Genomic DNA, 26,599 nt, shown 5'->3' on the forward strand with positions numbered 1-26,599 from the left:
ATGAAAGTATCATACAACTGTTTAAAGGAATTAGTAGATTTTGAGCTTGAACCTGAAGCACTGGCAGAGGTATTGACAGATACCGGCCTTGAAGTTGAGGGAATAGAAGAATACAATGGCCCCGGAAATGGCATGGAAGGGTTACTTGTTGCAGAAGTAAAAAGTCTTAAATCACACCCTGATGCAGATCGCCTGAAAATTGCAGAGGTGAATGATGGCTCAGGCAAATTACTGCAAGTAGTTTGCGGTGCACCTAATATTGCAGAAGGACAAAAGGTTGTTTTAGCCCCTGTTAACAGTACGCTTTATCCCGAAAAAGGCGAACCCTTTAAAATTAAAAAATCCAAAATCAGAGGAATGGAATCCTTCGGGATGATCTGTGCAGAAGATGAAATTGGCCTGGGGATTAATCACGATGGAATAATGGTTTTAGATAAAAGTGCAAAGGTAGGGCAGCCTTTTTCCAAATACCTCGGTATCCAAAAAGACACTATTCTTGAAATAGGACTTACACCTAATCGCTCAGATGCCATTGGCCATATTGGTGTAGCCCGTGATATTGCCGCTGCACTTACTTTTCAGGAAGAAAAAGAATATGAGCTCAAATGGCCGGCAAGTTTCCTGGAACTGGAATTAGACAACAAAAACTGCCCGGTTCAGGTAGCGGTAAAAGACCCAAAAGCATGTCCCCGATACAGTGGTGTGGTAATTGAAAACATTAAAGTGGAGCCTTCTCCATTTTGGTTGCGCGAAAGATTACTGGCTTTGGGTGTACGCCCAATCAATAACATTGTAGATATTACCAATCTGGTTTTGCACGAATTTGGCCAACCACTCCACGCTTTTGATTTAAAAGCAATTAAAGGCTCAAAAATTGTGGTACAAAAATTAAAAAAGGGCAGTAAATTCATCACATTGGATGAAGCAGAGCGCAAACTGCACGAGGATGATCTGATGATTTGCAATGCCAAAGAGCCTATGTGTATGGCAGGTGTTTTTGGCGGAATAAATTCAGGTGTAAAAGCTGAAACAACTGCTATATTTCTCGAAAGTGCCCATTTCGAAGCCATTGGAATAAGAAAGACTGCCAATCGTCATTTATTGCGTACCGATGCAGCTCAGAAATACGAAAAATCAACAGATCCAGAAATCACCATAAAAGCTTTGGGACGTGCTGTGCAACTAATTACTGAAACAACAGGGGCACAGGTAAATGGTACTGCCTGTGATTATTATCCCAAGAAAATTAAACGAGCAAGTGTTGATCTGAAATTCTCTTATCTGGACAAACTTTGTGGCATAAGTATTGACAGAAAACACATTCATACCATATTGGACAAACTTGACATTGAAATTGTACTTGAAAAAAAAGATACACTGAACCTGAGTGTCCCCACTTACCGGGCAGATGTGAAAAGACCGGCAGATGTAGTAGAAGAAATTATCCGTATCTACGGGCTCAACAATATTCCCGTTTCTGAAAAAATGCAGATGAATCTATCTTTTTCTGAAAAGCCCGATATTGAAAGTTTCAGAAGAAAAACAAGTGAATTTTTGGCGGGAAAAGGATTCTCTGAAATGGTGAACAATTCCATTACCCAATCGGCTTATTATGAGAAAGCCAAAAGCCCTGAGCGCAAACAACTGGTGAAACTGCTGAAACCTTCCAACAGTGAACTGGACACTTTGAGGAGCAATATGCTATTTCCTGTTTTGGAACGTATGGCATTTAATCTGAACAGAAAAAACAGTCGGCTTAAGTTTTTTGAATTTGGGCATACTTATTTGCAAAAAGAAAAGCTGGCTTTTGCTGAAGAGGCACATTTAATATTAGCGACCACCGGTAATATTTATGATGAAAGCTGGATGCAGGATGAATTAAAAACTGATTTGTATTTTTTAAAACCGATTGTAGCATATATTCTGAGTTATCTTCCCCAGGAATTTAAAGTGAAGCCATTGGAAAACAATCCTTATTACAATAGTGGACTGGATTATCTTATTGAGGGCAAATCAATTGCGCAACTGGCTGTTGTTGACAATGAATTGGCAGAACAGCTATTTGATATTGATACAGAGGTGACAGTTGCCGATATCAACTGGACTTTGCTTTGTGAAAAGCTTGGAGAAACTAAAATTCGCTTTAAAGAATTGCCAAGGTATCCCTCAGTGCGCAGAGATTTGGCTTTGCTGCTTGATAAGGAAGTACATTTTGCAGATATTGAAAAAATTGCCAGAGAAGAAGGTAAACAACTTTTAAAAGCAGTAAATTTATTTGACATTTATGCAGATAAAAAACTGGGAAGCGGCAAGAAATCATATGCAGTGAGCTTTGTTTTCCAGGATAAGGATAAAACACTTACAGATAAAGCCATTGATAAAACGATGACCAAACTGATAAAGCGTTATGAGACTGAACTTTCAGCACAGTTAAGAACTTAATTTATGAATCAGGATTCCGAAATACGTCTAAAGGCATTGCGTGGCAAAATTTCTGATTTTGCAGAAAAATACAAAGAAAAAGAGCTTCGTATCCATGCGCTTGAAAAAGAAAACCTTAATTTAAAGGCCGAATTGAAAAACAAGTTGGAATTCATTGCTGAAATGGAGGAGAAATTGAAAGTTGTGAAGCTTGCAGGGCAAGTAAGAGGAGAAGAAAAAGATAATTCGGCAAACAATATGCTTAAAAATAAGTTGAACGAATATATTAAAGAGATTGATAAATGTGTTGCCTTATTGAACAATTAAGGTAGATGGAAAATAAAGACTTAATCAATATAAATCTGTTAATTGCAGACCGCCCCTATCCCTTGAAAATAAAACCCGAGGAGGAGGAAATGGTCAGGAAAGTAGCGAAAGAGATCAATGAAAAAGTAAAACAATTTCAAAATCGCTACGCGGCAAAAGACAAACAAGATTACCTGGCCATGTGTGCCTTGATGATGGGCGTGGAAAAAGCTTCCAATGCTAAAAACAAGGATAGTCTGGGTACTGAAGTAGCGGAAACAATAGATGATATTGAGTCTTTAATAAACAGCTTGTAAGGCTGTTCCTTCCCTTAAGCCTATTGGGCAATACGATTTTTTATTACTGTATTAAAAAATAGAGAAAATTATGACGTGGATAATTACAATAGTCGTGGGACTTGTTGCGCTTGCAGCAGGTTTTTTTATTGGCAAAGCACTTTCGCAAAGTAAAGCCAGGATAGAAGAAGAGCAAGCTAAAATCAACGCACAAAGAATTACAGAAGAAGCCAAAAAAGATGCAGAAAATATTCTCAAAGACAAGCAACTTGAAGCCAAAGAAAAATTCTTTCAGAAAAAAGAGGAATATGACAAATACCGCCAGGAGAAATCTAGGAAATTAGAAGACCGCGAGCGCAATCTCAAGCAAAAAGAAGATCAGGTGCGGAATCTGCGCGAAGAGCTAAAGCGCGATAAAGCTGCTTCAGACAAAATTAAAGAAAGCCTTAGCCAGCAATTGGAATTGGTCAATATTAAAAGAGAGGAGCTTGAAAAATCACAGGGTGAAACCATCAAAAGACTGGAACAACTTTCAAAACTTTCGGCAGATGAAGCTCGCGAAAAAATGATGGAAGTCATCAAAGAAGAGGCGCGCTCTAAATCCATCAGTGTAGAAAAAGACATAGTGGATGAAGCTAAGCTAAAAGCTAAAAAAGAAGCCAAACGCATTGTGCTGCAAACCATTCAAAGAACAGCTGCAGAGCAAACCATTGAAAATTGCGTTTCGGTGTTCAATCTCAAATCAGACGATCAGAAAGGACAGATAATCGGTCGTGAAGGTAGAAATATCCGTGCACTGGAATCAGTTACCGGAGTTGAAATTATAGTGGATGATACACCCGAGGCCATAATTATTTCGGGATATAACCCTATCAATAGAGAAGTAGCCCGGCTCTCGCTTCAGAAACTGGTGGCAGACGGAAGAATTCACCCGGCACGTATTGAAGAAGTGGTAGGCAAAACCAAAAAATTATTAGACGAACAAATCCTTGAAATAGGAGAGCGAACAGTTATTGAAATGGGTATTAACGGCCTGCATCCTGAGCTGGTTAAGCAAATAGGAAGAATGCGTTTTCGTTCTTCTTACGGACAAAACCTCTTGCAACACTCTCGCGAAGTCGCTAACCTTTGTGCGACTATGGCGGCAGAACTCGGGCTTGATGCTAAGAAGGCAAAAAGAGCCGGAATGCTGCACGATATAGGTAAGGTGCCAACAGAAGAATCTGAATTGTCACATGCCCTGCTGGGAATGAAATGGTGTGAGAAATATGGTGAACACCCTGAAGTTTGCAATGCTGTGGGAGCACACCACGATGAAGTAGAAATGACCGGATTGCTATCGCCTATTATCCAAGCTTGTGATGCTATTTCTGGTGCACGTCCTGGAGCGCGAAGAGAAATCATGGAAAGCTATATCCAAAGAATCAAAGACCTGGAGAACCTGGCGAAAAGCTATGATGGCGTACAGAATGCATATGCCATACAGGCGGGAAGAGAACTTCGCGTGATTCTTTCTAGCGATTTAATGGATGATAAAAGTGCAGATTTGCTGGCCTATGAGATAGCACAAAAAATCCAAGACGAAATGGTTTACCCTGGCCAAATCAAGATCACTGTGATTCGTGAGAAACGAGCAGTGGGCTATGCGAAATAGAATGCTGAAATATGCCTGAAGAAAAACCCCGCTGCGAATGGTGCCTGAAAGACCAACTTTATCGCGATTACCACGATAAAGAATGGGGCATTCCCCAGTACGACAACAAAAAGCTTTTTGAACTCCTAATTCTTGAAGGTGCACAAGCGGGGCTAAGTTGGCATACTGTATTGAAAAAAAGAGAAAGCTACCGCCAGGCTTTCGAGCAATGGGATATAGAAAAAATTGCCCGTTACGATGATGCAAAAAAAGCAGAATTACTCAATAACCCCGGTATTATTCGCAACAGGTTAAAAATAGCTGCAACCATCAGCAATGCGCAAGCATATTTGAAAATGCAGGAAAATGGCGAGGGTTTTTCTGAATTCATTTGGTCATTTACAGCGGGGAAGCCAATTGTCAATCATTTCAACAGTTTGAATGAGCTACCGGCTAAAACAACTCTTTCCGACAAAATGAGCAAAGCCCTAAAACAAAAAGGCTTTCGTTTTGTAGGCAGCACTATTTGTTATGCTTTTATGCAGGCGGCAGGTTTGGTGGATGATCATATGCTTTATTGCTGGAAACGCAGTACCAATCAATCAGGTTAACGCATTATTTAAATAAAAAACTTTAGTGTGTTTAAAACAAACTAAATTCAGCTTGTTTATATTATTGGATTCTACATTTAGCCATAATGATAAGTTACTACTTAAAAATTTTCTACAAAGCCATTAAGAAATTTCCGAGTGATGAACCTATGGAATATGCATCTTCTATAGGCTTCTATACTATTTTTTCGCTTCCCGCTATTTTGGTAATTGCAGTATATGTAGCAAGTGTAACCTATGAAGATGAACTTGTGCGGCAAAACTTAATGGAACAGATCCAGACCATAACAGGACCTCAAAGTGCGGTTGCAGTGGATAAAATATTAAGCAATGCCGGTACTATGGGCGATGATTTTTGGACCAAAGCTTTTGGGTTAGGTGTTTTAATATTTAGTGCCACTACTGTTTTTGTCTCTTTACAAGATGGGCTTAATAAAATATGGAGAATCAAAGCAAAGCCAAATAAAGAAGTAATTTCTTTTTTCATTAACAGACTATTGTCTTTAGCTATGGCCGTAAGTTTTGGGTTTTTGCTCCTGGTTACATTAGTCCTGGATACTGTAATTGCAATCCTTAACTCTTTTATTACAGACCTGCTTTCGGGGGCTGCTTTTTTCGTTATTACAGGTATTAATCTCTTATTTTCATTTGGTGTGATAACCGTGATGTTTGCTATAATTTTTAAAGTTTTGCCCGATGCGGTAATCAAATGGAAAGATGTATGGGCCGGAGCATTTGTTACTACCTTATTATTCACTATAGGTAAGTTTCTTATAGGATTTTATTTAGCCAATAGCCCTATTAGCACAACTTATGGTGCAGCTGGCTCCCTGGTATTATTGTTGGTCTGGGTGTATTACTCCTCTTTGATTGTGCTATTTGGAGCGGAATTCACATATACTCACGCATTGGAAAGAGGCCATAAAGTAATCCCTAAAAAACATGCAGTGGTAGTAAAAGAAACTGAAGGAAATACCAGTACTACTGAATGAAAGCTTATGAATTTGAAGTGCATGTTGAGTTATAGCTGGGGCAATTTATTGTGCTACCCAGCCACCATCTACAGTTAAGGCATGTCCGGTTACAAATGATGAGGCGTCAGAACAAAGCCAGATAATAGCTTCTGCCACTTCTTCAGGCTCGCCCATTCTACCAACAGGTTCCATATCTTCAAACTGCTTTTCTACTTCTTTGACTTTTCCGGTAAACCGGTCAATCATTGGTGTTTTGATAATTCCGGGACAAACGGAATTTACACTTATGCCCTGTTTGGCATATTCCGGGTTTAATTGCTGCCTTGCTTTACGCCCAGAGAATGGAATTCTTGACCATTAATCGTATAAGCTTTGTAATTTGCTGCATGCCAGCCATTGATCCATTTAAGATCTACATTTACATTGCCGGTAACAATAGAGTCTATTTGTCCGCCATGAACATAGGTGTCAACAGTGTTCACTACATTTACTTTTTGATTGCCGGGCAATATGCCTGCATTTTGTAGTACTATGACCCAAATACCAGCTCCAATAACAGCTAATATTGCTTTAAGTGATAGGTTGTTCTTGTCCATTGATTAAGCTATTTAATTCAAAAAAAATGTGGTAATATTCTTGTTTTTATGATATTTGATACACCTCCTGTATCTTTCTAAAGATAGAGTATTGAATCAATATCTCCACCAATAATACAGTAGCTTTATGTACTCATTGTTGACATTGATCATGTCCTGTTCATTTTGCCACCAATAGGGAGGATCGTGTCTGCGTATATGTCCCCGCACTATAGTTTTTATACCCCGGTCTTTGAATTTTTCTTTAAAAGTTTGCTGAATTCTGCGCGTATGAAAAGCACTGCTTACAATGATCACTGTTTTAAATCCCTGCTTTTGGCAGTAATCCAAAATGGCTGCTGATTCTTCAAAAGTGCTGCTCCCTTCAGGCAATATTTTAACATGCTGTTCGGGTATTTGCATGCTGTGGATCAAAAAATGTTTGATCAGCTCAGATTCTTTGTAATTAAATCCCAGTGCACGAAGGTCTTGCGGTACCACTGAGCCCATGCAAATAATAGTATCGGAGTAGCCCTGAAAATAAATATCCATTGCTGCCATACCGCGTTCGAATGGCCCTCCGGACAACACAAAAATAGCATCGGATTTTTCTAAGGGATCTTCGGCAATCAGGTAATTGCCGGTAGCATAAAGAATTTGAAATTTGAAAAGGTAAGCAGATAGAGGCAACAGGCTTATAAACAGAATTGCTATAAGTCCTTTCTTTTTCATGTGTTAAAAATTTTTCTGCGAGTACCAAAAATGCAGAAAAAATTTTGCACACATGCCTGCCCGAACTGGGACAGGCGGGGAACCGCTTCGCTCTCACATGAATTTATTTTAGTCATCCTCATGTGTGAAGTTTTTGATTAAAAAAATTCATGTTCGTTTCATTTTAGTGACGAATTTCGAAATTGCTGAAATCTTCAGAAGCTTTATCCAGATTTTCTATAGTCACATTTTCCACTTCGGCATTTTCCGGCCCTTGTTTGCACCACTCTATCAACTGATCAATTTCTGTTTTTAATCCCAAAGCTTCAATAAATACTGTACCGCCTTCCAGGTTCTGAACATAGCCTTTTAATCCCAGTTCTGTTGCTTTATCCTGGGTTGATTTGCGAAAAAATACGCCCTGCACTTTTCCACTGATCTGAATAGTGACTGCTGTTTTTTCCATTGCTGCTTTTTCTTTTAGTTTCTTTTTTTCTTTTTCGCTCTCATCCTCAGCAAAAAAGGACTTTTGAAAAACAATGATGATAAAGACCCCTACTGTAATTGCTGCATCTGCAAAATTAAAAACCGGCCGGAAGAAAATATAATATTCACCACCAAGAAAAGGCACCCAATCTGGTGCATATCCCTGTAATATAGGGAAGTAGAACATATCTACAACTTTGCCGTGAAAGTAATCGGAATAGCCACCACCAGCTGGTAAAAATTCCGCTACCCTGTTGATGCTGTCAGAAAAGACAACACCGTAAAATACACTGTCGATGATATTGCCTATTGCTCCTGCCAAAACCAATGCAATGCTGTAAACCAATCCTTTGTGGATTTTGTCGCGAATAAGTGTATAGAGGTAAAAGCCAATAAGTGTTACGGCAACTATACGAAAAAGGCTCAATAGGAGTTTACCTGTTCCATCGCCAAAACTCATTCCGAAAGCCATGCCTTTGTTTTCGGTGAAATGTATCTTGGCCCATTCACCAAATAGCACAAACTCCTGACCGAGGTACATATTGGTTTTGATCCAGATTTTAATAACCTGATCAATCAGTACTATAGCCAGAATTAAAGTTACCGGTTTGAGGTATTGTTTCAATGCTTTGCTAGTTTTTATTCTGAGCATTTTTAGCTTCAATGCTCAAAGTAGCATGTGGTACAGCTTTTAGTCTTTCCTTGGAAATCAGCTTACCGGTTTCACGACAAATTCCATAGGTTTTATTGGCAATGCGCTCCAGTGCTTTTTCCAAATGGTCAACAAATTTCATTTGCCTTGCAGCCATTTGGTTCAGGTATTCTTTTTCCTGTGTGGCAGCACCATCTTCAACTCCACCAAATTTAAAATCACCTCCTATGGATGATTCCGAGGAAGTATTGATCTGGTCTTGCAAAAATTTCAATTCTTTTCTTGCAGATTCAATCTTTTGCTCTATAAGTTCTTTAAATTCAGCCAATTCAGCGTCTGAATAGCGTGTTTTTTCTTTATCAGCCATTTCTTAATTTTTTGATATTTCAACAATTACAGGAACCCCATTTACATCAATAGTAGTTCCGTTTTTTATTTCTGAATTTTCCGACAGGTTTTCTGCCAAAACTTCGGTGCAAATATACTCCTTAAATCGAATTAGTGCAGACTTGATTTCTGTTTGCCCATCTAATGTAATATTTATTCTGTCTGTTACCTCAAATTTTAGATCTTTCCGCAAATTTTGAATTTTATTCACAAATTCCCGGGCATGTCCTTCATCCACCAAATCATCAGTTAGATTGATGTCTAAAGCCACTGTAACACCTTCGTCAGAGGCAACCAGCCATCCGGGAATATCTTCCGAAGTAATTTCCACTTCTCCCCTCTTTAGATCAATTTCTTCGCCATCAATATCTAGTCGAGTAAAACCTTCTTGTTCTATTTTTGATATATCTTCTTGCGAAAAAGCCGCTAATGCCTGGCTCACCGCTTTCATTTTTGGCCCCAGTTTTTTGCCCAGTAATTTGAAATTGGGCTTGATGTTTTTGGTCACAATTCCACGGGTATTTTCAACATACTCGACCTCTTTTACATTCACTTCTGAAAGTATAAGGTCTTCTACTTTTTGAAAGCGCTGCATTTCTGCTTTATCAGCAACCGGAATCAATACCTTGTTGAGCGGTTGACGCACTTTTATATTTTCCCTCTTGCGCAATGAAAGTATCAGCGAGGAAGCTTTTTGTGCCAGGAACATGCGCTGTTCCAAATCAGTATCTATAATATTGGCATCGCTTTTCGGAAAATTACTTAGGTGAACAGAAATTTCATTTTCTTTTGCAGTAGTTTGGTTTAAGTTTTTAAACAGAAAATCTGCAAAAAATGGAGCTACAGGAGCAATTAAGCCCGAAAGTGTATTCAAACAGGTATAAAGTGTCTGATATGCCGCGATTTTATCTTCGGAATATTCCCCTTTCCAGAACCTTCTTCTGCAAAGGCGCACATACCAATTGCTCAAATGCTCATCTACAAAATATTGAATGGCACGTGCTGCATTTGTGGGTTCGTAATCATCATAAGCTTTTTGCACTTCTTCAATAAGTGTATGCAATGCGGACAAAATCCAACAATCAATTTCAGGACGCTTTTCCAGGGGAATTTCATCCTCTTTGTATTCAAAACCATCAATATTGGCATAGAGGGCAAAAAAGCTGTAGGTATTGTAAAGGGTGCCAAAAAATTTGCGCTGTACTTCTTTTATACCCTCGGTATTAAAGCGCAAATTTTCCCAGGGTTTTGCATTGGAAATAATGTACCAGCGCGTGGCATCTGCACCATATTTTGTAATGGTTTTAAAAGGGTCTACCGCATTGCCCAGGCGTTTGGACATTTTCTGGCCGTTTTTGTCTAAAAGCAGGCCATTGGAAATCACATTTTTATAGGCTACAGAATCAAAACACATGGTGCCAATGGCATGTAAAGTAAAAAACCAACCCCTCGTCTGATCCACACCTTCGGCTATAAAATCTGCCGGAAAATTGGCTTTGAATTGTGGGTTGTCTTCCGATTTACTGTGCCATTGCGCAAAGGGCATAGCTCCTGAATCGAACCAAACATCTATCAAGTCGGCTTCTCGGGTCATTTTTCTGCCCGAAGGAGAAACTAAAATAATATCATCTACAAAAGGCTTGTGCAGGTCAAAATCTTTTGGCAAGTTTTCTTTCATAAAACCGGCCTCAATGGATTTCTCTATTTCTTTTTCCAATTCTTCTATTGAACCAATGCAAATTTCTTCCTCACCGTCTTCCGTACGCCAGATAGGTAGAGGAGTGCCCCAGTAGCGGGAGCGGGAAAGGTTCCAGTCTTGCAGGTTTTCCAGCCAATTTCCAAAGCGACCGGTGCCGGTACTTTCCGGTTTCCAGTTGATGGTTTTGTTCAGCTCAATAAGCCGATCTTTTATAGCTGTTGTTTTAATAAACCAACTGTCAAGCGGATAATACAATACAGGTTTATCGGTACGCCAGCAATGCGGATAGCTGTGCTCGTATTTTTCTACATGAAAAGCTTTGTGCTGTTCTTTGAGCCAGATGGAAAGCAGTACATCGGTATTTTTCAGCTTTTTTTCATCTTCAACATCTTGTGCTTTCATTTCAGCTTGAAGTTCGCTGTCTGTGAGGTATTCTTGTTTTACATATCTACCTGCAAATTCGCCCATTTCCTCTACGAATTTGCCTTGTCTATTTACCAGTGGCACCTCTGCTTTGCCACGGGTAACTGTGATTCCTGCAATTCCTGCAATTTTACCAACTCGTGCATCATCTGCACCAAAAGTGGGGGCAATGTGCACAATTCCGGTACCGTCATCTGTTGTCACAAAATCTCCGGCAATTACCCTGAACGCATCGCTTTTAGGAGCTACAAAGGGAAACAGTTGTTTGTATTGAATATCAAGCAAATCTTTTCCTGTAAAGGTCTCGACTATAAATCCGGGTTTTTTCGAGCCTTTAAATGCCTGATCAATTTGTTGTAAAGTGTTTTCTCCCAGTGCTTCAAAACTTTTATTCTCAGGAAAATCAACAGGTGTATTTTCTTTATCGAGCTTTTCTGCATCGAGAAAATAAGTTGAAAAAAGTGCTTTTGCCAATACCACACTTACCGGCTCAAAATTGTATTTGTTGTAGGTTTTTACTTTTACGTATTCTATCTTTTCACCCACTGCCAATGCTGCATTTGAAGGCAATGTCCAGGGCGTGGTGGTCCAGGCAAGCAAATAGACTTTATCTTCAGTATCAAATAATTTTTTGGATGCCGCATTCCTTTCCACTTCAAATTGTGCAGTTACAGAAGTGTCTTTTACATCGCGGTAGCAACCGGGTTGGTTGAGTTCATGCGAGCTTAGCCCAGTTCCTGCTGCCGGGGAATAAGGTTGAATAGTATAGCCTTTGTAGAGTAGGTTTTTGCTGTGCAGTTTTTTCAGTAAATACCAAAGGGATGCAATGTAGTCATTTTCATAAGTGACATAGGGATGGTCCATATCTACCCAATAGCCCATTTTTCGGGTCAGGTCATTCCACACATCAGTATAGCGCATTACAGCTTCGCGGCATTTCTGATTGTATTCTGCTACGCTTACTTTTTTGCCAATGTCTTCTTTGGTGATGCCCAGTTCCTTTTCTACGCCCAATTCTACGGGCAGACCATGCGTATCCCACCCAGCTTTGCGCTCTACTTTATAGCCTTGCATGGTTTTATAGCGGCAAAAAATATCTTTTATGGTACGTGCCATCACATGGTGGATGCCCGGCATACCATTGGCAGAGGGTGGCCCTTCGTAAAAAACGAAATTCTCTGCATCAGACCTGTTTTGAATGCTTTTTTCAAAAACAGTTGCCTTCTTCCAGAATTCACTGATGGATTGATCAATTTCTGGCAAATTGAGTCCTTTAAACTCCTTGTACCCCATTTTTTCTTTGCTTTTTAAGTTCTTTCTTTCTTGCTGATTTACGTTTGATCTTATCGAATGACATCAGTAATGACGGCAAAAGTAAAAGATTGGCAAATAAGGAAGCTACCAATGTGATAGAAACCAATAGCCCCATATATTTGGTGCCGTCAAAACTGGAAGCGGTAAATGTAATAAATCCAAAAAACAGAATAAGTGAAGTGTAGATCATGCTCGGGCCAGTCTCCTGAATGGTATCGGCTACCGTTTTTGGAATATTCCAATCGTGGCGCGCCAGCTCCTGTTTGTATTTTGCCAAAAAGTGAATGGTGAAATCTACTGAGATACCAAATGCCACACTGAATACCAATACAGTAGATGGTTTTAGCGGAATATCAAAATAGCCCATAATTCCGGCTGTAAAAAACAAGGGGATTATATTGGGTATTAGTGAAATAATCAACATTCTGAACGAACGGAAAAGATAAGCCATAATAAATGCTATCAGCACAAAAGCTATAGCGACACTATTGACCAGTCCATTGACCAGATATCGATAGCCTTCATATGCGACTATACTTGTTCCGGTAAATGAAATATCAAAATCTTCAGCAGGGAAAATAGGTGCAAAAATAGCCTCTAATGTCTGCATCAACTCGGGCAATTTATCGCTGCCAATATCCGGTATTTTTGTGCTGATGCGCGCTATTTGTTTTGTGGAATCAACAAAATTATTAACCAGCCCCCTGTCGCCCTGTGAGTTTTTCAGATAAGTCATAATGAAGCTCATTTCAGGAGTCATGAAGTTGTCTTTGGGCAAACGATAATGGGCGGGGTTTCCATTAAAATAAGCCTGGGTAGAAAACTTGAGACCATTAACTATAGATGTGGGTTTTGAAAACCACTGATGCGCAAAAAGACTGTCTTGAACCTGATTTACCTTATTGAGGAATTTAAGATCCATTGCCCCTTTCGGCTTTTTTGTATCTACAAGGATTTCGAGCGGCATAATGCCTTTGAAGTTTTTCTCTACGAATTGTAAATCCTTGTAAACCTCACTTTCATGGGGCACATCATCCAGGATAAAGCCCCTGGTTTGAAGCAAAAGACTGCCCGAAATGGCAAAGGTTATTACAAGCGCGGCAATTAGATAAACTTTCTTGCGGTGACGTGTAGCAATACCGTTCAATGCTTTGAGAATACCGGCCAGTGCTTTTCGGTCTAAATGTTTCATTTGCCCTTCCATTGGATCGGGCAGGTAGCTGAAAATAATAGGAATGCAAATAAGCGAGATCAGGAAGATCGAAGAGATCATGATACCGGCAACTATACCAAATTCTCTAAGCAGTCCGCTGTCGGAAAAAGCAAAAACACCAAAGCCAATGGCAGTGGTCAGGTTGGCAAAAAAAGTTACATAGCCTATTTTCTGGATTACACGACTGAGCGCTCTTGCTTTGTTGCCGTGTTTTTTAAATTCCAGGTGATATTTATTCAGCAGATATACACAATTTGGGATACCGATAATAACGATCAGATTGGGTACCAGGCTGGTAAGTACATTAATTTTGTAATCAAGGACGTGTAAAAGTCCGCCACACCATATTACGCCAATACCAACTACCAGCACAGGGAATATTACAGCATAAACTGAGCGAAAAAGGAAAAAGAGGATGCTGATCAAAATCAGTACGGAATAAACCAGTACAATGACCAGTTCAGCTTTCATGGTTTCCACCTTGTGATTGCGGATATAAGGCAGGCCGGAAATGTGTAAATTTAAATGATTGTTAGATTCGTACCTGTTGATTATCTCATCGAACTCTTTAAAAAAGGCAACCCGCACTTCAGAATCAATTTTTTCTTCATCCATAGTCAGAGCCATGAATGTGATGCCTTTTTCTTCATCGAAGAGTAATTTATCGTAAAAGGGCCGATCTCTTAAAAGTTGTGCCAGAACTTTCATTTCTTCCTGTGTTTCAGGAATTTTAGTGGGGATATGAACCAGTTCAAACTTTTTTTCCTCCTTGTTTTTAACAAAATCATAGGCATTGCTAATACCAAGGAATTGTTCAATGCCATCCAGTTCTAAAAGTTCATTGCCCAGTGCTGCCCATTTTTGATAAAAATCGAGCTCAAAAAACCTTTTCTTTTCAACTGCTACAATGATTACATTGCCGTCTTCACCAAATTTTTTTCTGAAGTTTTGATAATCGATTAACTTTGGATGATCCTTTGGAACGACTTTGGACATTTTATAATCGATCTCTAAATCCCTGGCCAGGTAGCCCATCAACAAGGTGAATACCCCAATAACAATCAGGATAGGCAGACGGTATCGAAGGATTAATTTAGAGGATTTTAAAAGCATAGATTGAAAGTGGCTGCAAATTTAAGGTTTTGACCATAAATATTTATATCCTTGTCAGTCCAATTTACAGTGCTTTATGCCAATGAAGAATGTGATTGTAATATTGTAGCAGCAAAATAAGAAGGTGTAAATCGCAACATTGAATATAAGAAAAGCATTACTGTACTATGCGCTGCAAACAATCGTTTTATAAATCAAAGTACAACAGATTGCTCAAAACTATTTATACTTTATTATTGATCATTGGTATTCTTGGTTCTCTCGAAGCACAGCCTTTGGCTATTGGAGAATGGCGCTATCATGCTGCTTATGGAAATGTTCAGTCTATTGCTGTTGCTGAACAGGAAAATTTAGTTTATGCTTCCAGTCCCAATGCCATGTTTAGCTATGATACCGAAACCGAAGAAATTCAGCGCTTTAACAAAGTCAATGGCTTGAGTGATGTGGGAATTCAAAGAATAGATTATTCAACTGATGCTAAGACACTTGTTATTTCCTACTCTAATGGCAATATTGATTTGTTGAAAGAAAATACAATTGTAAATATTTCCGCACTTAAACGTTCGCCAATTGCAAACACCAAGATTATAAATAATATTTATTTTAGCGACAGCCTCGCTTTTATGTCGTGCAGTTTTGGGATAATGGTGTTGGACTTAACCAATGAATTAATCAGGGCAACATACATTATTGGGCAAGGCGGACAACAAACTGCTGTTTCTGATTTTACAATTTTTGATGGCTATTACTGGGCGGCTACATCTGATGGATTAAAACGTGCAAATCCTGTTAATACCAATCTTCAGAATTTTGAGTTCTGGGAAACGGTAAGCTATCCCGGCAGCGATAGTATAAATATCTTAGAATTAGAAAACTGGAAGGAAAAGCTTGTAATTGCTACTGACAAAAGTGTTTATTCAGGAAACCTCAACTCCTGGAACCTCCTTGTTGAAAGAACGAATGCAGGGTATAGTTTTTTAAATTCCATGAGCGACCAACTGATAATGTTAGAAACCAAAAGTGATACAACAGGGGTCGAACGTCAATATATTTTATATCAATCTGAAACAGATTCATTGCATATTAATAGCAGATTTATATCTTTTCCAAGTGATCTTATATTGAGTTCTAATGGCGAAATATGGGGCGGGGACAAAGGGCGTTCCTTATTGCATTTTGACGATTATGATATTGAACCGGAACGCATATCGCCCAGATCGCCCTATACAGAAAAAGTATTTGACATGGATGCCGCTAATGGTAAACTCTGGGTTGCGACAGGGGGCTATAGCAGTACTTTTAATTATAATTACAATGCAGATGGCGCACTTAAATTAGACCAAAGCTCCTACTGGTCTTTTTACAATCAATTTTCCCATCCTGAATTCCAAGGTTTTTTAGATATAGTGACAGTGAAGATGCATCCAAATCCCAACAGGGAAGATGTTTATTTTGGTTCATTTTATGCTGGACTAATGCATTTTGACGGGGAAAACTTTAAGCAGTATGATAATGAGAACAGCATTCTGAAAACCAGATCAGGAGATAGCTTACGCACTGCAATTAACAAACTGAATTTTGATGCTTCAGAAAATCTTTGGATGACCTCATACGATACAGAATTTCCAATCACAATTTTGACTGCCGATGATGAATGGTTGCAATTAAAACCATCGGTTACAGTGGCCAATAATTCTCTTACTGATTTTGTGTTTGACGATGCAGGACAAGTCTGGTTTTTAATACGCAGATCAAATGAGCAGGGACTTCTAGTGCTCAATCATGGCAACACACTTGATGATCCTTCAGACGATGTGTACAGGATATTGAGAAACGGAGAAGGCCTTGGCAATCTTCCCTCAAACCAGGTGCGCAGCATTGCTAAAGATAAAAATGGAGATATCTGGGTGGGAACTGAGCAGGGAATAGCGGTTTTCTATTGTGCAAGTTCTGCATTGACTGAAAATGGCTGCGATGCCCAACAAATATTTGTAGAACAGGATGGGCTGGGCGCGTTTCTTTTGGATGATCAGGCTATTAATGCCATTGCTGTGGATGGAGGAAACAGAAAATGGATCGGAACAAGCAATGGTCTCTGGCTTTTTTCTCCTGATGGAACCCGGCAACTGGAATATTTTAATGAAGAGAATAGTCCACTGCCCTCTGACAATATTGTAAGTATTGCTATAGATGGAAAAACCGGTGAGGTATTTGCCGGAACAGAAAGAGGTATTATAAGTCTGAAAGGAGAAGCCACAGAAGGCGGTGAAGAACACAGCAATGTGTATGTATATCCCAATCCGGTGCGGCATGATTATCACGGACCAATAGCGGTAAAGGGTTTGGTGGATGATGCTATTGTAAAATTCACGGATGTTAGTGGCCAACTGATTTATGAAACCCGTGCCTATGGTGGACAGGCCATTTGGAACGGCAGAACCCCAAATGGGCAAAGGGCAAAATCCGGGGTTTATCTTGTTTTTTCTTCCAATGATGATGGCTCTGAAAAATTTGTGGCCAAATTTGTCCTCATAAAATAAGCTGCTGTGCTGCTGCAAACCCGCGGATTGGTTTTAAGAATCACCAAATACTCTGAGAGCAGTATTATAGCCCGCGTATTTACCAGGGAAAGAGGCGTGCAATCCATTATATTGAAAGGAGTACGTTCCTCAAAAGCCAAAAACAAAGCAGCAATTTGGCATCCGGGGAATTTACTTGACATGATCATTTATTTCCAATCCGGGAAAAACCTGAAAAACATAAAAGAGTGCAGACTTCACCATATATACAATCGCGTACAGGGAAATATGCTCAGAAGTGCCATGCTGATGTTTTTAACAGAGGTCTTGAATGCAGTGCTTAAAGAAGAGGATGAATTGGAGAACACTGTGGCTTATGAATTTGTAGAGCAGCAATTCTTAAAACTTGATGAAGCTGAACTGCCCGATAAAAATTTTCACATCCGCTTTTTGCTTCGCCTGAGCAATCATTTTGGAATTTATCCCAAAGACAATTATTCGCATGTAGCACCTTACTTTAAATTTTCAGAAGGAGCATTTTCTTCAGTAAAAGGCAATGACGTGCTAAATGCTGAAATAAGCAAGCAGCTTTTCAGAATTATGAATGGCGAAAATTTCAACATTACTACGGCTCAAAGAGCACAGTTGATAGAAGCACTACTCAATTACTACCGGGTGCAAATAGGGGGTTTTGGAACCATTCGTTCGCATTTAATTTTGCATCAGGTTTTTGCTTGATTGTTTTTCCCCTTTAGTGCATTCGTGTCCATTCACTCCAAATCCTTCAAAGCCAAATAGGCCATCCATCCGGGGCTTTGTTCCAGGGCTTTTTTATCGATGTCAAAGTGTGGGGAATGTACGGGATAGCTAATGCCCTTTTCGGGATTGCCCACGCCCAGGCGGTAAAACAGTGCAGGTGCTTTTTGTGAAAAATAGGCAAAATCTTCGGCTGTCATGCGCATTTCCAGTTCGTGTACATTCTCTGCTCCCCAGAAATCCTTGGCCCACTGCATGGCCTTTTCGGTCAATTCTTCATCATTATATACAAAGGGGTATCCTCTTCTGATTTCTAAATTAAACGTAGCTCCTGTTGCCAATTCAATGCCCTTGGCCACTTCCCGAATACGCTCATGCGCCTTTTCGCGCCATTCCTCGTCAAAAGTCCTAAAAGTGCCTTCTACATGTACTTTTTCGGGGATTACATTGGTAGCACCGCCATCGGAATTTATTTTGCCAAAACTCAATACCGTGGGAACAACGGGCGGTGCATTTCTACTGATTACCTGCTGTACCGTTATCAAAAACTGTGCAGTGGCAATGATGGGGTCAATATTGTAATGCGGCAATGCGCCATGTCCGCCCTTGCCGACTACTTCCAAATAGACTTCATCGGCAGAGGCCATATAGCTTCCGGGCCGCATCCCAATTTGTCCGGCAGGCAACTCGGGATAAACATGCTGCCCAAAAATATGCTCTACCTTGGGATTTTCCATCACGCCTTCTTTGATCATCACGGAAGCACCACCGGGCAGTTTTTCCTCAGAAGGCTGAAAAAACAATTTGATGGTTCCGCTCCATTCGTCCTTTAGTTCATTCAAAATCCAGGCCGTACCGAGCAAGCTGGAAGTGTGCACATCATGACCACAGGCATGCATCAATCCTTTGGTTTTCGATTTATAAGGCACATCATTTTTTTCCTCAATCGGCAAGGCATCCATATCGCCACGCAGGGCAATGGTCCTCGATTCAGGATTTTTGCCTTTCAGGTAGGCCACTATTCCTGTTTTGGCCACACCAGATTTATAGGGAATTCCCCACTCGTCTAATTTTTCGGTGACTTTTTGGGAAGTGCGGTTTTCGTTAAATGCCAATTCAGGATGCATATGCATGTCTTCCCTGAATGCCAGCACTTCTGGGAAAATTTTTTTTGAAAGCGTTTTTATTTCATTGATATCAATCATAAATCCTCCAAAGGTATGTCGTCTTGAATAATAAAAGCATCCGGAAACTCTCTCTGGATCAGAATCAACTCCCTGTAGGCATCAATCTTGCTGCGGTAAGCACCTTCCCTGAGTTTGAAATTGGGTTGCTGATAGATCATTGTTGAACGCTTTTCGGGGAATGCTTTGTAAAAATCAGATTTGAAATTTAGAATGGCTTGCCTGTTTGTTCCGGCAATCAATTGAATCCGATAACCAGAAAAAACAGCTTTTTGCTTATTATTAATAATAAAGTTTTTGATTAGCGTGTCTAATTTTGCGGGATAATGATATGTGATTTTCCCCACTTTCACACTGTCTTTTTCGCCAGCTTGAACGGCAAATGCGCACATTGCTAAAGCAAAAATCAAAATACCTTTTAAAATTTTCATTTCCCTATAATTTTCAACCCGGAAGAAGTGCCGATTCTGTCAGCACCGGCAGCAATTAATTTGTTTGCAAATGCAGCGTCTTTAATGCCTCCGGAAGCTTTTATTTTGATGCTTTTAGGCAAAAGCTCGCGCATCAATGCCACAGCTTTTTCACTAGCTCCTCCGGCAGGGTGCAATCCTGTAGAAGTTTTTACGAAATCTACTTGTAGTTCGGCACACAAAGCGCAGGCTTTTTCTATTTCCTCATCGCTAAGGGCAGCAGATTCAATAATGACTTTAAGCACTTTATTGCTCCAGCGTGCAGCCGTCAAAACACTGTCGATATCATTGCGCAAAAATTTGAAATCATTGTTTTTCAATGCCGCAATATTGATGACCATATCCAATTCATCCACTCCATCATTCACAGCTTTTTTCACTTCTTCAACTTTAGCAGAAGTGGATGTGTAGCCCATAGGAAATCCTACAACGGAAATGATTTTGACATCTGAATTGGCTAAAAACAGCTTTGCTTTATGAATATAATAGGGAGGCACACATACACCAAAAAAGTTGTTTGCTTGTGCCTCTTCACACAAAGCCTTGATATCACCTTCCAGAGCATCAGACTTCAAAAGTGTATGCTCAATTTTTTTTGCTATTTCTTCATTATGCTTTGCCATGGCAATGTTTATATTTCTTCCCGCTTCCGCAGGGACAAGGATCATTTCTACCAATTTTTTCTCCCACTCTTACCGGTTCGGGCTTTTTCTGCTCCTGCTGTTGTGGCTGATTGCCCCCGGCATTTGAATTGCCTCCTACGAGTGCATTGTTGCTGTCCCTTCCGGCTTTCATCTTGGACATGTCCGTTTTCTGTTGACGCGCCTCCCGCACTTTATCGGGATCGCTTACGGGAATATTTCCCTTAAACAAGAAAGCACTTACCTCTGCATTCATTCTGGCCACCAAAGCCTTGAACAGATTGAAAGCTTCCAATTTGTATATCAAAAGCGGATCTTTTTGCTCGTACACGGCTGATTGAACGGACTGTTTCAATTCATCCATTTGGCGCAGGTGATCTTTCCATGCATTGTCAATAATGGCCAATGTTATGGATTTTTCAAAAGCGCGCATCAGGTTTTTGCCCTCATTTTCCATCACTTCATCCAATACGATGGGCACATTCAGTTCCTTGCTGCCATCGGTAAATGGAATGACCACTCGCTTGATTACCTCGCCCCTGTTTTCATAAATATTTTTCAATACCGGAAATGCCGTTTTAGAAAGCATTTCGCCTTTTCTTTTGTAAAATTCCTGGGCTTGGGCATAGAGTTTTTCTGTCAGTTCATTGATATTTCCCTTTAAAAACTCCTCCTCCTCAATATTGGTCTCCATGGAGAAATTGCGAATCACATCCATTTTGAAGTTTTCGTAATCTTCTACTTCGTGATTGTTTGCAACAACTTCCTCTGCCAAATCAAAGAACATATTGTTCAAATCAACGGAAAGCCTTTCTCCAAAAAGTGCGTGTTTTCTCTTTTTGTAAACTACTTCACGCTGCGCATTCATTATATCATCGTATTCCAGCAAGCGCTTCCTAATCCCGAAATTGTTTTCCTCTACTTTTTTCTGCGCCCGCTCCAATGATTTGGAAACCATGGAATGTTGGATCACTTCGCCTTCCTCGTAGCCCATTCTGTCCATCAGTTTGGCAATCCTGTCGGAACCAAAGAGGCGCATCAAATTGTCTTCTAGCGAGACAAAAAACTGTGATGAACCCGGATCTCCCTGACGACCTGAACGACCGCGCAACTGCCTATCTACCCTTCGGGACTCGTGGCGTTCACTGCCTACAATGGCCAAACCTCCGGCTTCTTTTACTTCCTTGCCAATTTTAATATCCGTACCACGACCAGCCATGTTGGTGGCAATGGTTACCGCTCCGGGACGACCAGCCTCAGCCACGATATCCGCCTCACTTTGGTGCTGCTTGGCATTCAATACTTTGTGCTTGATGCCTTTCATTTTTAGCATTCTGCTCAGCAATTCAGAAATATCCACAGTAGTAGTACCTACCAAAACAGGTCTTCCCGCTTTTACCAATTCCTCAGTGTGACTGATAATAGCGTTGAATTTTTCACGATTGGTCTTATAAACCATATCGTCTTTATCATCCCGAACAATGGGTTTGTTGGTAGGAATCACAACCACATCGAGTTCGTAAATTTCCCAAAACTCCCCTGCTTCTGTTTCGGCAGTACCCGTCATACCGGCCAACTTGTGGTACATGCGGAAAAAATTCTGCAAAGTAACCGTGGCAAAAGTCTGTGTAGCGGCCTCCACTTTCACGTTTTCCTTGGCCTCAATGGCCTGGTGCAATCCATCGGAATACCTGCGGCCTTCCATGATACGGCCTGTGTTTTCATCCACAATTTTCACCTTGCCATCCATTACCACATATTCCACATCGTGCTCAAAAAGCGTGTAGGCTTTCAGCAATTGGGAAATGGAGTGAATGCGCTCGGATTTTACTGCAAAATCCTGCATCAACTTGTCCTTGCGCTCCATTTTTTCTTCTGAAGTAAGCTCTGCTTTTTCTATTGTGGCAATTTCACCGCCCACATCGGGCATAATGAAGAAGTTGGGATCTTCACCACTTCCGGTAATCAGCTCAATGCCTTTTTCGGTCAATTCAACTGAATTGTTTTTTTCATCAATTACAAAATACAGTTCCTGATCTACCTTGGGCATATTCTTTGCCTGATCTTGCAGGTAGTGGTTTTCCGTTTTTTGCATAATGAGCTTATTGCCCTGCTCACTCAGGAATTTTATCAGGGGCTTGTGCTTGGGCATTGCCCTATTGGCACGCAATAAAGCCAAACCGCCCTCGCCTTCCTCCGGACCGGTTTTGCCTTCTTTTATCAATCTTTTGGCATCGGTCAAAAACTGGGTAACGGCTTTTTTCTGCACATCTACCAATCTTTCGATGCGGGGTTTCAATTCGTGGAACTCATGCTGATCGCCTTTTGGAACGGGGCCGGAAATGATCAATGGCGTACGCGCATCATCAACTAAAACCGAATCCACCTCATCCACCATAGCGAAATGCAGCTTTTGCTGAACCAGCTCTTCGGTTTGTCCAGACATATTGTCCCTCAAATAATCAAAGCCAAACTCGTTGTTGGTACCATAGGCAATATCGGACTTGTAAGCTTTTTTCCGTCCATCGGAATGCGGTTGGTATTTGTCGATGCAATCGCAGGTTAGCCCCAAAAAGTTAAAGATGGGCGCCATCCATTCGGAGTCACGTCTGGCCAAATAATCATTCACGGTAACAATGTGCACGCCCAATCCGGTCAAGCCATTGAGATAAGCCGGAAGCGTTGCCACCAAGGTTTTACCCTCGCCTGTGGCCATCTCCGCGATTTTCCCTTGGTGCAGCACAATTCCACCGACCAACTGAACATCATAATGCAGCATGTCCCAAGTGATTTCGGTGCCTGCTGCCAACCATTTGTTGTAATAAGTAACAGAATCGCCATTGATCTGGATGTGATCGCCAAGCGTGGAAAGTTCTTTGTCCAGCTCTGTTGCCGTAGATTCCAACTTTTCGTTTTCCTTGAATCTGCGGGCGGTTTCCTTCACTACCGCAAAGGCATCGGGCAGAATTTCCATCAGCACTTCTTCCAATTGCTTGTCGCGCGTTTCCTTGAGCTTATCCACTTGCTCGTAAACGGCTTCTTTCTCGTCCACATCCATATCCGGATTGTCGCTCACGCTTTTGAGCAGGGCATCAATTTCATCATCGGTTTCCTTGACGTATTCGCTTATGCGCTGGCGAAATTCCTTGGTTTTATTCCTCAACTCATCATTGCTGATACTGGAGAGCCCACTGTAAATTTCATTGGTTTTCTCCACCAAAGGCATAATGGATTTGATGTCTTTCTCTGATTTATTGCCGAAAATTTTCTCTACGGCTTTATTTATAAATTTCAACATAGTGTATAAACTGGGATTATTTTTTCTATTGCCCAAAAATAAGGTTTATGGGCGAAATAGTTGACTGCTTGCTTAGCTGACTAGAGAATTTGTTGCTTAGGGAGTGGGCTTGGTTTTGGCTATTGGTTTAGAGGGATTGGGTGACTGGGTTTGAAAACTGTAAACATTAAATGACAAGTGTGCAAATCATTTCAAGTTACAAACTTGATTTTGTTTGCCAGAGGATGTGATCTTGGGGAAGGTTAGGTTCGAGTGGGGAAGGTTAGGGTGACATTATTAGTTTATGAACTTCTAAAATAACCTAAATCCTCACCCATCTTTTTAAACAATTTGTTTTGCAGGCCTAAACTGCCCGCCCCTGAAAAGTCGCTGTCAGGAGAAAAATATTTTTTCCCTTTAGAAGAAATTTTTTCAAAAATTGAATCAAATTTAGCTGTTAGATCATCTTCAGTAATATTATGTAGATCAACATCACTTCTTTGTAAGTCCCTGTATATTGGGTTAATAAGCTTAATTAATGCCCCCATACCCGTAGTTTTACATAATATATTCTTGTAACTTCTTGAGGTAGTTTCATGATCTTTTGGCCAAAATTCATAGAAAGATTTTTTTATTGACCTAAAATATGCTTTGAAAAACTTGGGTAATATTTTATGTTTTTCACCTCCATTTAGATAATCTAAAGGGAGACTTCCCCAAACTCCTTTAGGTCTAAAATGATCTACTATCGCTTCTACAAAAAATGCTTGTGAAAAATAACCAGAGCCAGCTCCCAGCATTTTTATAAATCCATTTATTGGTGATTTAGAACTATTGTTTAAATGCATCGCCAACATATGAGCTAAAAAGATATCGTTTTTATCTGGGTTAGGAAAGGAACCAAAAATGTCATAATACAAGGATTTATTCACTGGTTTTTGATTAAAATTTACATCAGCAAATACCTTCCCTTGTTCCCATCTGTCAAAACCTATCAATAATGTACAATTAAACTCAAATTTTTCTAATGAGGTAATAATTAACTCATTTGTTAAATCAGGGTATTCATGTTCTAACTTATTCCTACCAATCTTGATTGAGTTTGATTTAGCATCCTGATATAGTTTTGTCATAGCAGCTAATCTATGCTGTCCATCAACTATTAGTGAAACTTTTCTATTTGGCACATATAATTCGATGTCATTCCCATTGACCTTATAAAATGCACCACTATATTCTGAAGATTCTAAGCCTTCAAAAAAAGTTTTAAAACCTTCCACGTTCTCAAATTCTTCATTTAGATCCATAGACAAAATAATTGCTGTTGGGAAAGATCCTAAAGCATTATTTCTTTTAGTATTTACATTGTTTATTTCAGCAAGAATAAAGTTGTAAATATCCTTAACCCTTTTCTCATTAGTTAATCTTTGATAATAGATCTTGTTAGCGTTATCCGCAATTTGACTTATATCATGATATGGATTAAAGGGGTCATAACTATCAACCTTTCGAGCTGTAAACTTTATTATTTCCAATAAATCGGTAAAATTTATTGATGTTGTAGCTATGGGCTTGAAAGTTAATTGGTTAACCAAAAAGCCTTTGACATAAATTATTCTGTTAATCTTCATCATCAAAAGGTCGTTTTGGTTCACTATTTTCTTCTTCAGTTTCTTTGGTTTCTTCACTTTCTACTTCCGTTGAATTTTCCAAATTGGTGACTCTAGAATCTAAATCACCAATTTCATTTCTAATTAATTCAGTAACGGCACTTGTGCATTCCTGAAAAACAGATGCTTTATAAGTATCATTGAAAATCTTAGCAAATTGTTTTTGTGCTATTATATTAGCTTCTTCTTTAGCATCTTTTACAGCTCTTTCTTGTATTTCAGTAACGGATTTAAAACCGAAAAATCCAGCTAAAGCTAATATTATGGCTATAATTGCTGTATAAAGTCTGTTAAAGAAATTATCATTCTCTTTTTCTTTAACCAAATTTAATTGACGGTTTTGTATTTCATTCGAAGTTTTCTGAATTCCATGCAGTAGTGAATCAATTTTTCTTATTTCAATTATACTCAAATGGTTAACACTATCTAACTTTACTTCATGATACTCAATCTTAATTGTTTTGATTTCATCTGGTTTTTTAGATAGGTTCTTAAAACTAATTAAAAGAACTCCAATCACGGTTATTCCGATGATAGTAGCCGCAATAAAGTTTAAATATGAGCTAAATTTTTGCATTTACAATTTAATTTTTCATTAAGCCATGCTTATAGTATATTATATATGACTAGCTATCGATAGTTGTGCAAGCATGATAAATGCTTTTTTTAATTTCCAAGATTGATAAAGATAAAAATTATTATAAATTATCAGATGGATTTTGGTGCTTAGGAGTAGGAAATCTTCTAGTGTCAAGTCAAATAATAACAAGGGATGGCAAATAAATAGTGTCAAGGTTTACAACCGTTTTCAAACCCGGCATTTCTACTGCCCGCCAGAATGAATTCTTTCGGGCGGGCGCTCAATGACCCCATTAACACAAATCCGCATAAGGGATGACTCCGATAGCTATCGGAGCGTCAGACCTTAGCGTTGGGGCAAGCAAATGTGCCTATTTGCGCGTTGGCTTTTTTTTGCATGCTGCACAACAAAACGCTATTTCTTGTGCATTACAAATTCTCGTGGACAAGAATTGCTACTTCTTTGTGCATGAAGTTTTAACGTGGATAAAAAAGTCGGCTTTTTTATCCATGACAAAAGAACGTGGTCAAAAACCTTTACTTTCTTATCCATATTGTTTGTTCTTGTACAAGAAAAGTCCTTTTTCTATACACGTTATCCTTATGTGTATAAGAAATGTCCTTTTCTTATACATGTTATCTTTCCTTTAATATTTTCAAGAGTGGTTCATTTATATAGTAATTACTCC

General features: G+C 39.6%; 21 protein-coding genes. 8 read left to right on the plus strand and 13 right to left on the minus strand.

Annotation, left to right across the window (positions count from 1 at the left end; translation table 11 throughout):
• The 6 genes from pheT to WD048_13655 all read left to right on the plus strand — a co-directional run bounded on the left by pheT (position 1) and on the right by WD048_13655 (position 6,259).
• A complete protein-coding gene (pheT, locus tag WD048_13630) occupies positions 1–2,442 on the plus strand; it encodes a phenylalanine--tRNA ligase subunit beta (protein MEX0813254.1) in 2,442 nt (813 codons plus the stop codon).
• A gap of 3 nt (positions 2,443–2,445) precedes the next feature.
• Positions 2,446–2,748, plus strand: coding sequence for a hypothetical protein (locus WD048_13635; GenBank protein ID MEX0813255.1), 303 nt, complete (start codon positions 2,446–2,448; stop codon positions 2,746–2,748).
• A 5-nt stretch (positions 2,749–2,753) separates the two neighbouring features.
• A complete protein-coding gene (locus WD048_13640; protein MEX0813256.1) occupies positions 2,754–3,044 on the plus strand; it encodes a cell division protein ZapA in 291 nt (96 codons plus the stop codon).
• Positions 3,045–3,114: 70 nt separating this feature from the next.
• Positions 3,115–4,677 (plus strand): ribonuclease Y, encoded by a 1,563-nt coding sequence (gene rny, locus WD048_13645; GenBank protein MEX0813257.1) that lies wholly within the window; start codon positions 3,115–3,117, stop codon positions 4,675–4,677.
• A gap of 11 nt (positions 4,678–4,688) precedes the next feature.
• Positions 4,689–5,267, plus strand: coding sequence for a DNA-3-methyladenine glycosylase I (locus tag WD048_13650; GenBank protein MEX0813258.1), 579 nt, complete (start codon positions 4,689–4,691; stop codon positions 5,265–5,267).
• Positions 5,268–5,353: 86 nt separating this feature from the next.
• Positions 5,354–6,259: a YihY/virulence factor BrkB family protein gene (locus tag WD048_13655; protein ID MEX0813259.1), complete on the plus strand. Its 906-nt coding sequence runs from the start codon at positions 5,354–5,356 to the stop codon at positions 6,257–6,259.
• A gap of 45 nt (positions 6,260–6,304) precedes the next feature.
• Here the strand turns inward: WD048_13655 and WD048_13660 are convergent, their stop codons facing one another.
• The 7 genes from WD048_13660 to WD048_13690 form a co-directional block, all read right to left on the minus strand.
• Entirely contained in the window at positions 6,305–6,589 is a 285-nt protein-coding gene (locus tag WD048_13660; GenBank protein MEX0813260.1) for an SDR family oxidoreductase, read from the minus strand.
• On the minus strand, positions 6,553–6,837 hold the full coding sequence (locus WD048_13665; protein MEX0813261.1) for a hypothetical protein: 285 nt from the start codon (positions 6,835–6,837) through the stop codon (positions 6,553–6,555). Before WD048_13665 ends, WD048_13660 begins: the two co-directional genes overlap by 37 nt.
• Before the next feature lie 96 nt (positions 6,838–6,933).
• Positions 6,934–7,548, minus strand: a complete 615-nt coding sequence (locus WD048_13670; GenBank protein MEX0813262.1) for a YdcF family protein — start codon at positions 7,546–7,548, stop codon at positions 6,934–6,936.
• A 163-nt stretch (positions 7,549–7,711) separates the two neighbouring features.
• On the minus strand, positions 7,712–8,638 hold the full coding sequence (locus WD048_13675; protein MEX0813263.1) for a lipoprotein signal peptidase: 927 nt from the start codon (positions 8,636–8,638) through the stop codon (positions 7,712–7,714).
• Between the two features lie 7 nt (positions 8,639–8,645).
• On the minus strand, positions 8,646–9,032 hold the full coding sequence (locus WD048_13680; GenBank protein ID MEX0813264.1) for a TraR/DksA C4-type zinc finger protein: 387 nt from the start codon (positions 9,030–9,032) through the stop codon (positions 8,646–8,648).
• A 3-nt stretch (positions 9,033–9,035) separates the two neighbouring features.
• Positions 9,036–12,467, minus strand: coding sequence for an isoleucine--tRNA ligase (ileS, locus tag WD048_13685; protein ID MEX0813265.1), 3,432 nt, complete (start codon positions 12,465–12,467; stop codon positions 9,036–9,038).
• The gene (locus tag WD048_13690; protein MEX0813266.1) at positions 12,448–14,814 is read right to left on the minus strand and encodes an MMPL family transporter; all 2,367 of its coding nucleotides are present in this window, start codon (positions 14,812–14,814) and stop codon (positions 12,448–12,450) included. Before WD048_13690 ends, ileS begins: the two co-directional genes overlap by 20 nt.
• 167 nt (positions 14,815–14,981) lie before the next feature.
• Here WD048_13690 and WD048_13695 point away from each other — a divergent pair, with 167 nt between their 5' ends.
• Positions 14,982–17,354 carry a two-component regulator propeller domain-containing protein gene (locus tag WD048_13695; protein MEX0813267.1) on the plus strand — a complete coding sequence of 791 codons (2,373 nt, stop codon included), beginning with the start codon at positions 14,982–14,984 and terminating at the stop codon, positions 17,352–17,354.
• A 6-nt stretch (positions 17,355–17,360) separates the two neighbouring features.
• Complete coding sequence (gene recO, locus WD048_13700; GenBank protein ID MEX0813268.1) at positions 17,361–18,071, plus strand: DNA repair protein RecO; 711 nt, start codon at positions 17,361–17,363, stop codon at positions 18,069–18,071.
• Positions 18,072–18,103: 32 nt separating this feature from the next.
• On the opposite strand, the gene WD048_13705 is transcribed toward recO, so the two are convergent.
• The 6 genes from WD048_13705 to WD048_13730 form a co-directional block, all read right to left on the minus strand.
• A complete protein-coding gene (locus WD048_13705) occupies positions 18,104–19,294 on the minus strand; it encodes a M20 family metallopeptidase (protein ID MEX0813269.1) in 1,191 nt (396 codons plus the stop codon).
• Positions 19,291–19,704 carry a hypothetical protein gene (locus tag WD048_13710; protein MEX0813270.1) on the minus strand — a complete coding sequence of 138 codons (414 nt, stop codon included), beginning with the start codon at positions 19,702–19,704 and terminating at the stop codon, positions 19,291–19,293. Before WD048_13710 ends, WD048_13705 begins: the two co-directional genes overlap by 4 nt.
• Positions 19,701–20,366, minus strand: coding sequence for a deoxyribose-phosphate aldolase (gene deoC, locus WD048_13715; GenBank protein ID MEX0813271.1), 666 nt, complete (start codon positions 20,364–20,366; stop codon positions 19,701–19,703). Before deoC ends, WD048_13710 begins: the two co-directional genes overlap by 4 nt.
• On the minus strand, positions 20,353–23,682 hold the full coding sequence (gene secA / locus WD048_13720) for a preprotein translocase subunit SecA (protein MEX0813272.1): 3,330 nt from the start codon (positions 23,680–23,682) through the stop codon (positions 20,353–20,355). The genes deoC and secA overlap by 14 nt, the downstream gene beginning before the upstream one ends.
• Before the next feature lie 281 nt (positions 23,683–23,963).
• A complete protein-coding gene (locus WD048_13725; GenBank protein MEX0813273.1) occupies positions 23,964–25,295 on the minus strand; it encodes a DGQHR domain-containing protein in 1,332 nt (443 codons plus the stop codon).
• A complete protein-coding gene (locus WD048_13730; GenBank protein ID MEX0813274.1) occupies positions 25,282–25,908 on the minus strand; it encodes a hypothetical protein in 627 nt (208 codons plus the stop codon). Before WD048_13730 ends, WD048_13725 begins: the two co-directional genes overlap by 14 nt.
• Between the last annotated feature and the right edge of the window lie 691 nt (positions 25,909–26,599).

The sequence above is a fragment of the Chitinophagales bacterium genome (assembly GCA_040877935.1).
GTDB lineage: Bacteria > Bacteroidota > Bacteroidia > Chitinophagales > CAIOSU01 > JBBDNB01.

Coding starts and splice junctions, on each gene's coding strand:
- WD048_13655 (MEX0813259.1), top strand. CDS start 5,354: ATGATAAGTTACTACTTAAAAATTTTCTACAAAGCCATTAAGAAATTT.
- rny (MEX0813257.1), top strand. CDS start 3,115: ATGACGTGGATAATTACAATAGTCGTGGGACTTGTTGCGCTTGCAGCA.
- WD048_13705 (MEX0813269.1), bottom strand. CDS start 19,294: ATGATTGATATCAATGAAATAAAAACGCTTTCAAAAAAAATTTTCCCA.
- WD048_13680 (MEX0813264.1), bottom strand. CDS start 9,032: ATGGCTGATAAAGAAAAAACACGCTATTCAGACGCTGAATTGGCTGAA.
- WD048_13665 (MEX0813261.1), bottom strand. CDS start 6,837: ATGGACAAGAACAACCTATCACTTAAAGCAATATTAGCTGTTATTGGA.
- WD048_13695 (MEX0813267.1), top strand. CDS start 14,982: ATGCGCTGCAAACAATCGTTTTATAAATCAAAGTACAACAGATTGCTC.
- WD048_13725 (MEX0813273.1), bottom strand. CDS start 25,295: ATGATGAAGATTAACAGAATAATTTATGTCAAAGGCTTTTTGGTTAAC.
- secA (MEX0813272.1), bottom strand. CDS start 23,682: ATGTTGAAATTTATAAATAAAGCCGTAGAGAAAATTTTCGGCAATAAA.
- deoC (MEX0813271.1), bottom strand. CDS start 20,366: ATGGCAAAGCATAATGAAGAAATAGCAAAAAAAATTGAGCATACACTT.
- WD048_13635 (MEX0813255.1), top strand. CDS start 2,446: ATGAATCAGGATTCCGAAATACGTCTAAAGGCATTGCGTGGCAAAATT.
- WD048_13730 (MEX0813274.1), bottom strand. CDS start 25,908: ATGCAAAAATTTAGCTCATATTTAAACTTTATTGCGGCTACTATCATC.
- WD048_13710 (MEX0813270.1), bottom strand. CDS start 19,704: ATGAAAATTTTAAAAGGTATTTTGATTTTTGCTTTAGCAATGTGCGCA.
- WD048_13670 (MEX0813262.1), bottom strand. CDS start 7,548: ATGAAAAAGAAAGGACTTATAGCAATTCTGTTTATAAGCCTGTTGCCT.
- WD048_13690 (MEX0813266.1), bottom strand. CDS start 14,814: ATGCTTTTAAAATCCTCTAAATTAATCCTTCGATACCGTCTGCCTATC.
- WD048_13640 (MEX0813256.1), top strand. CDS start 2,754: ATGGAAAATAAAGACTTAATCAATATAAATCTGTTAATTGCAGACCGC.
- WD048_13650 (MEX0813258.1), top strand. CDS start 4,689: ATGCCTGAAGAAAAACCCCGCTGCGAATGGTGCCTGAAAGACCAACTT.
- ileS (MEX0813265.1), bottom strand. CDS start 12,467: ATGGGGTACAAGGAGTTTAAAGGACTCAATTTGCCAGAAATTGATCAA.
- pheT (MEX0813254.1), top strand. CDS start 1: ATGAAAGTATCATACAACTGTTTAAAGGAATTAGTAGATTTTGAGCTT.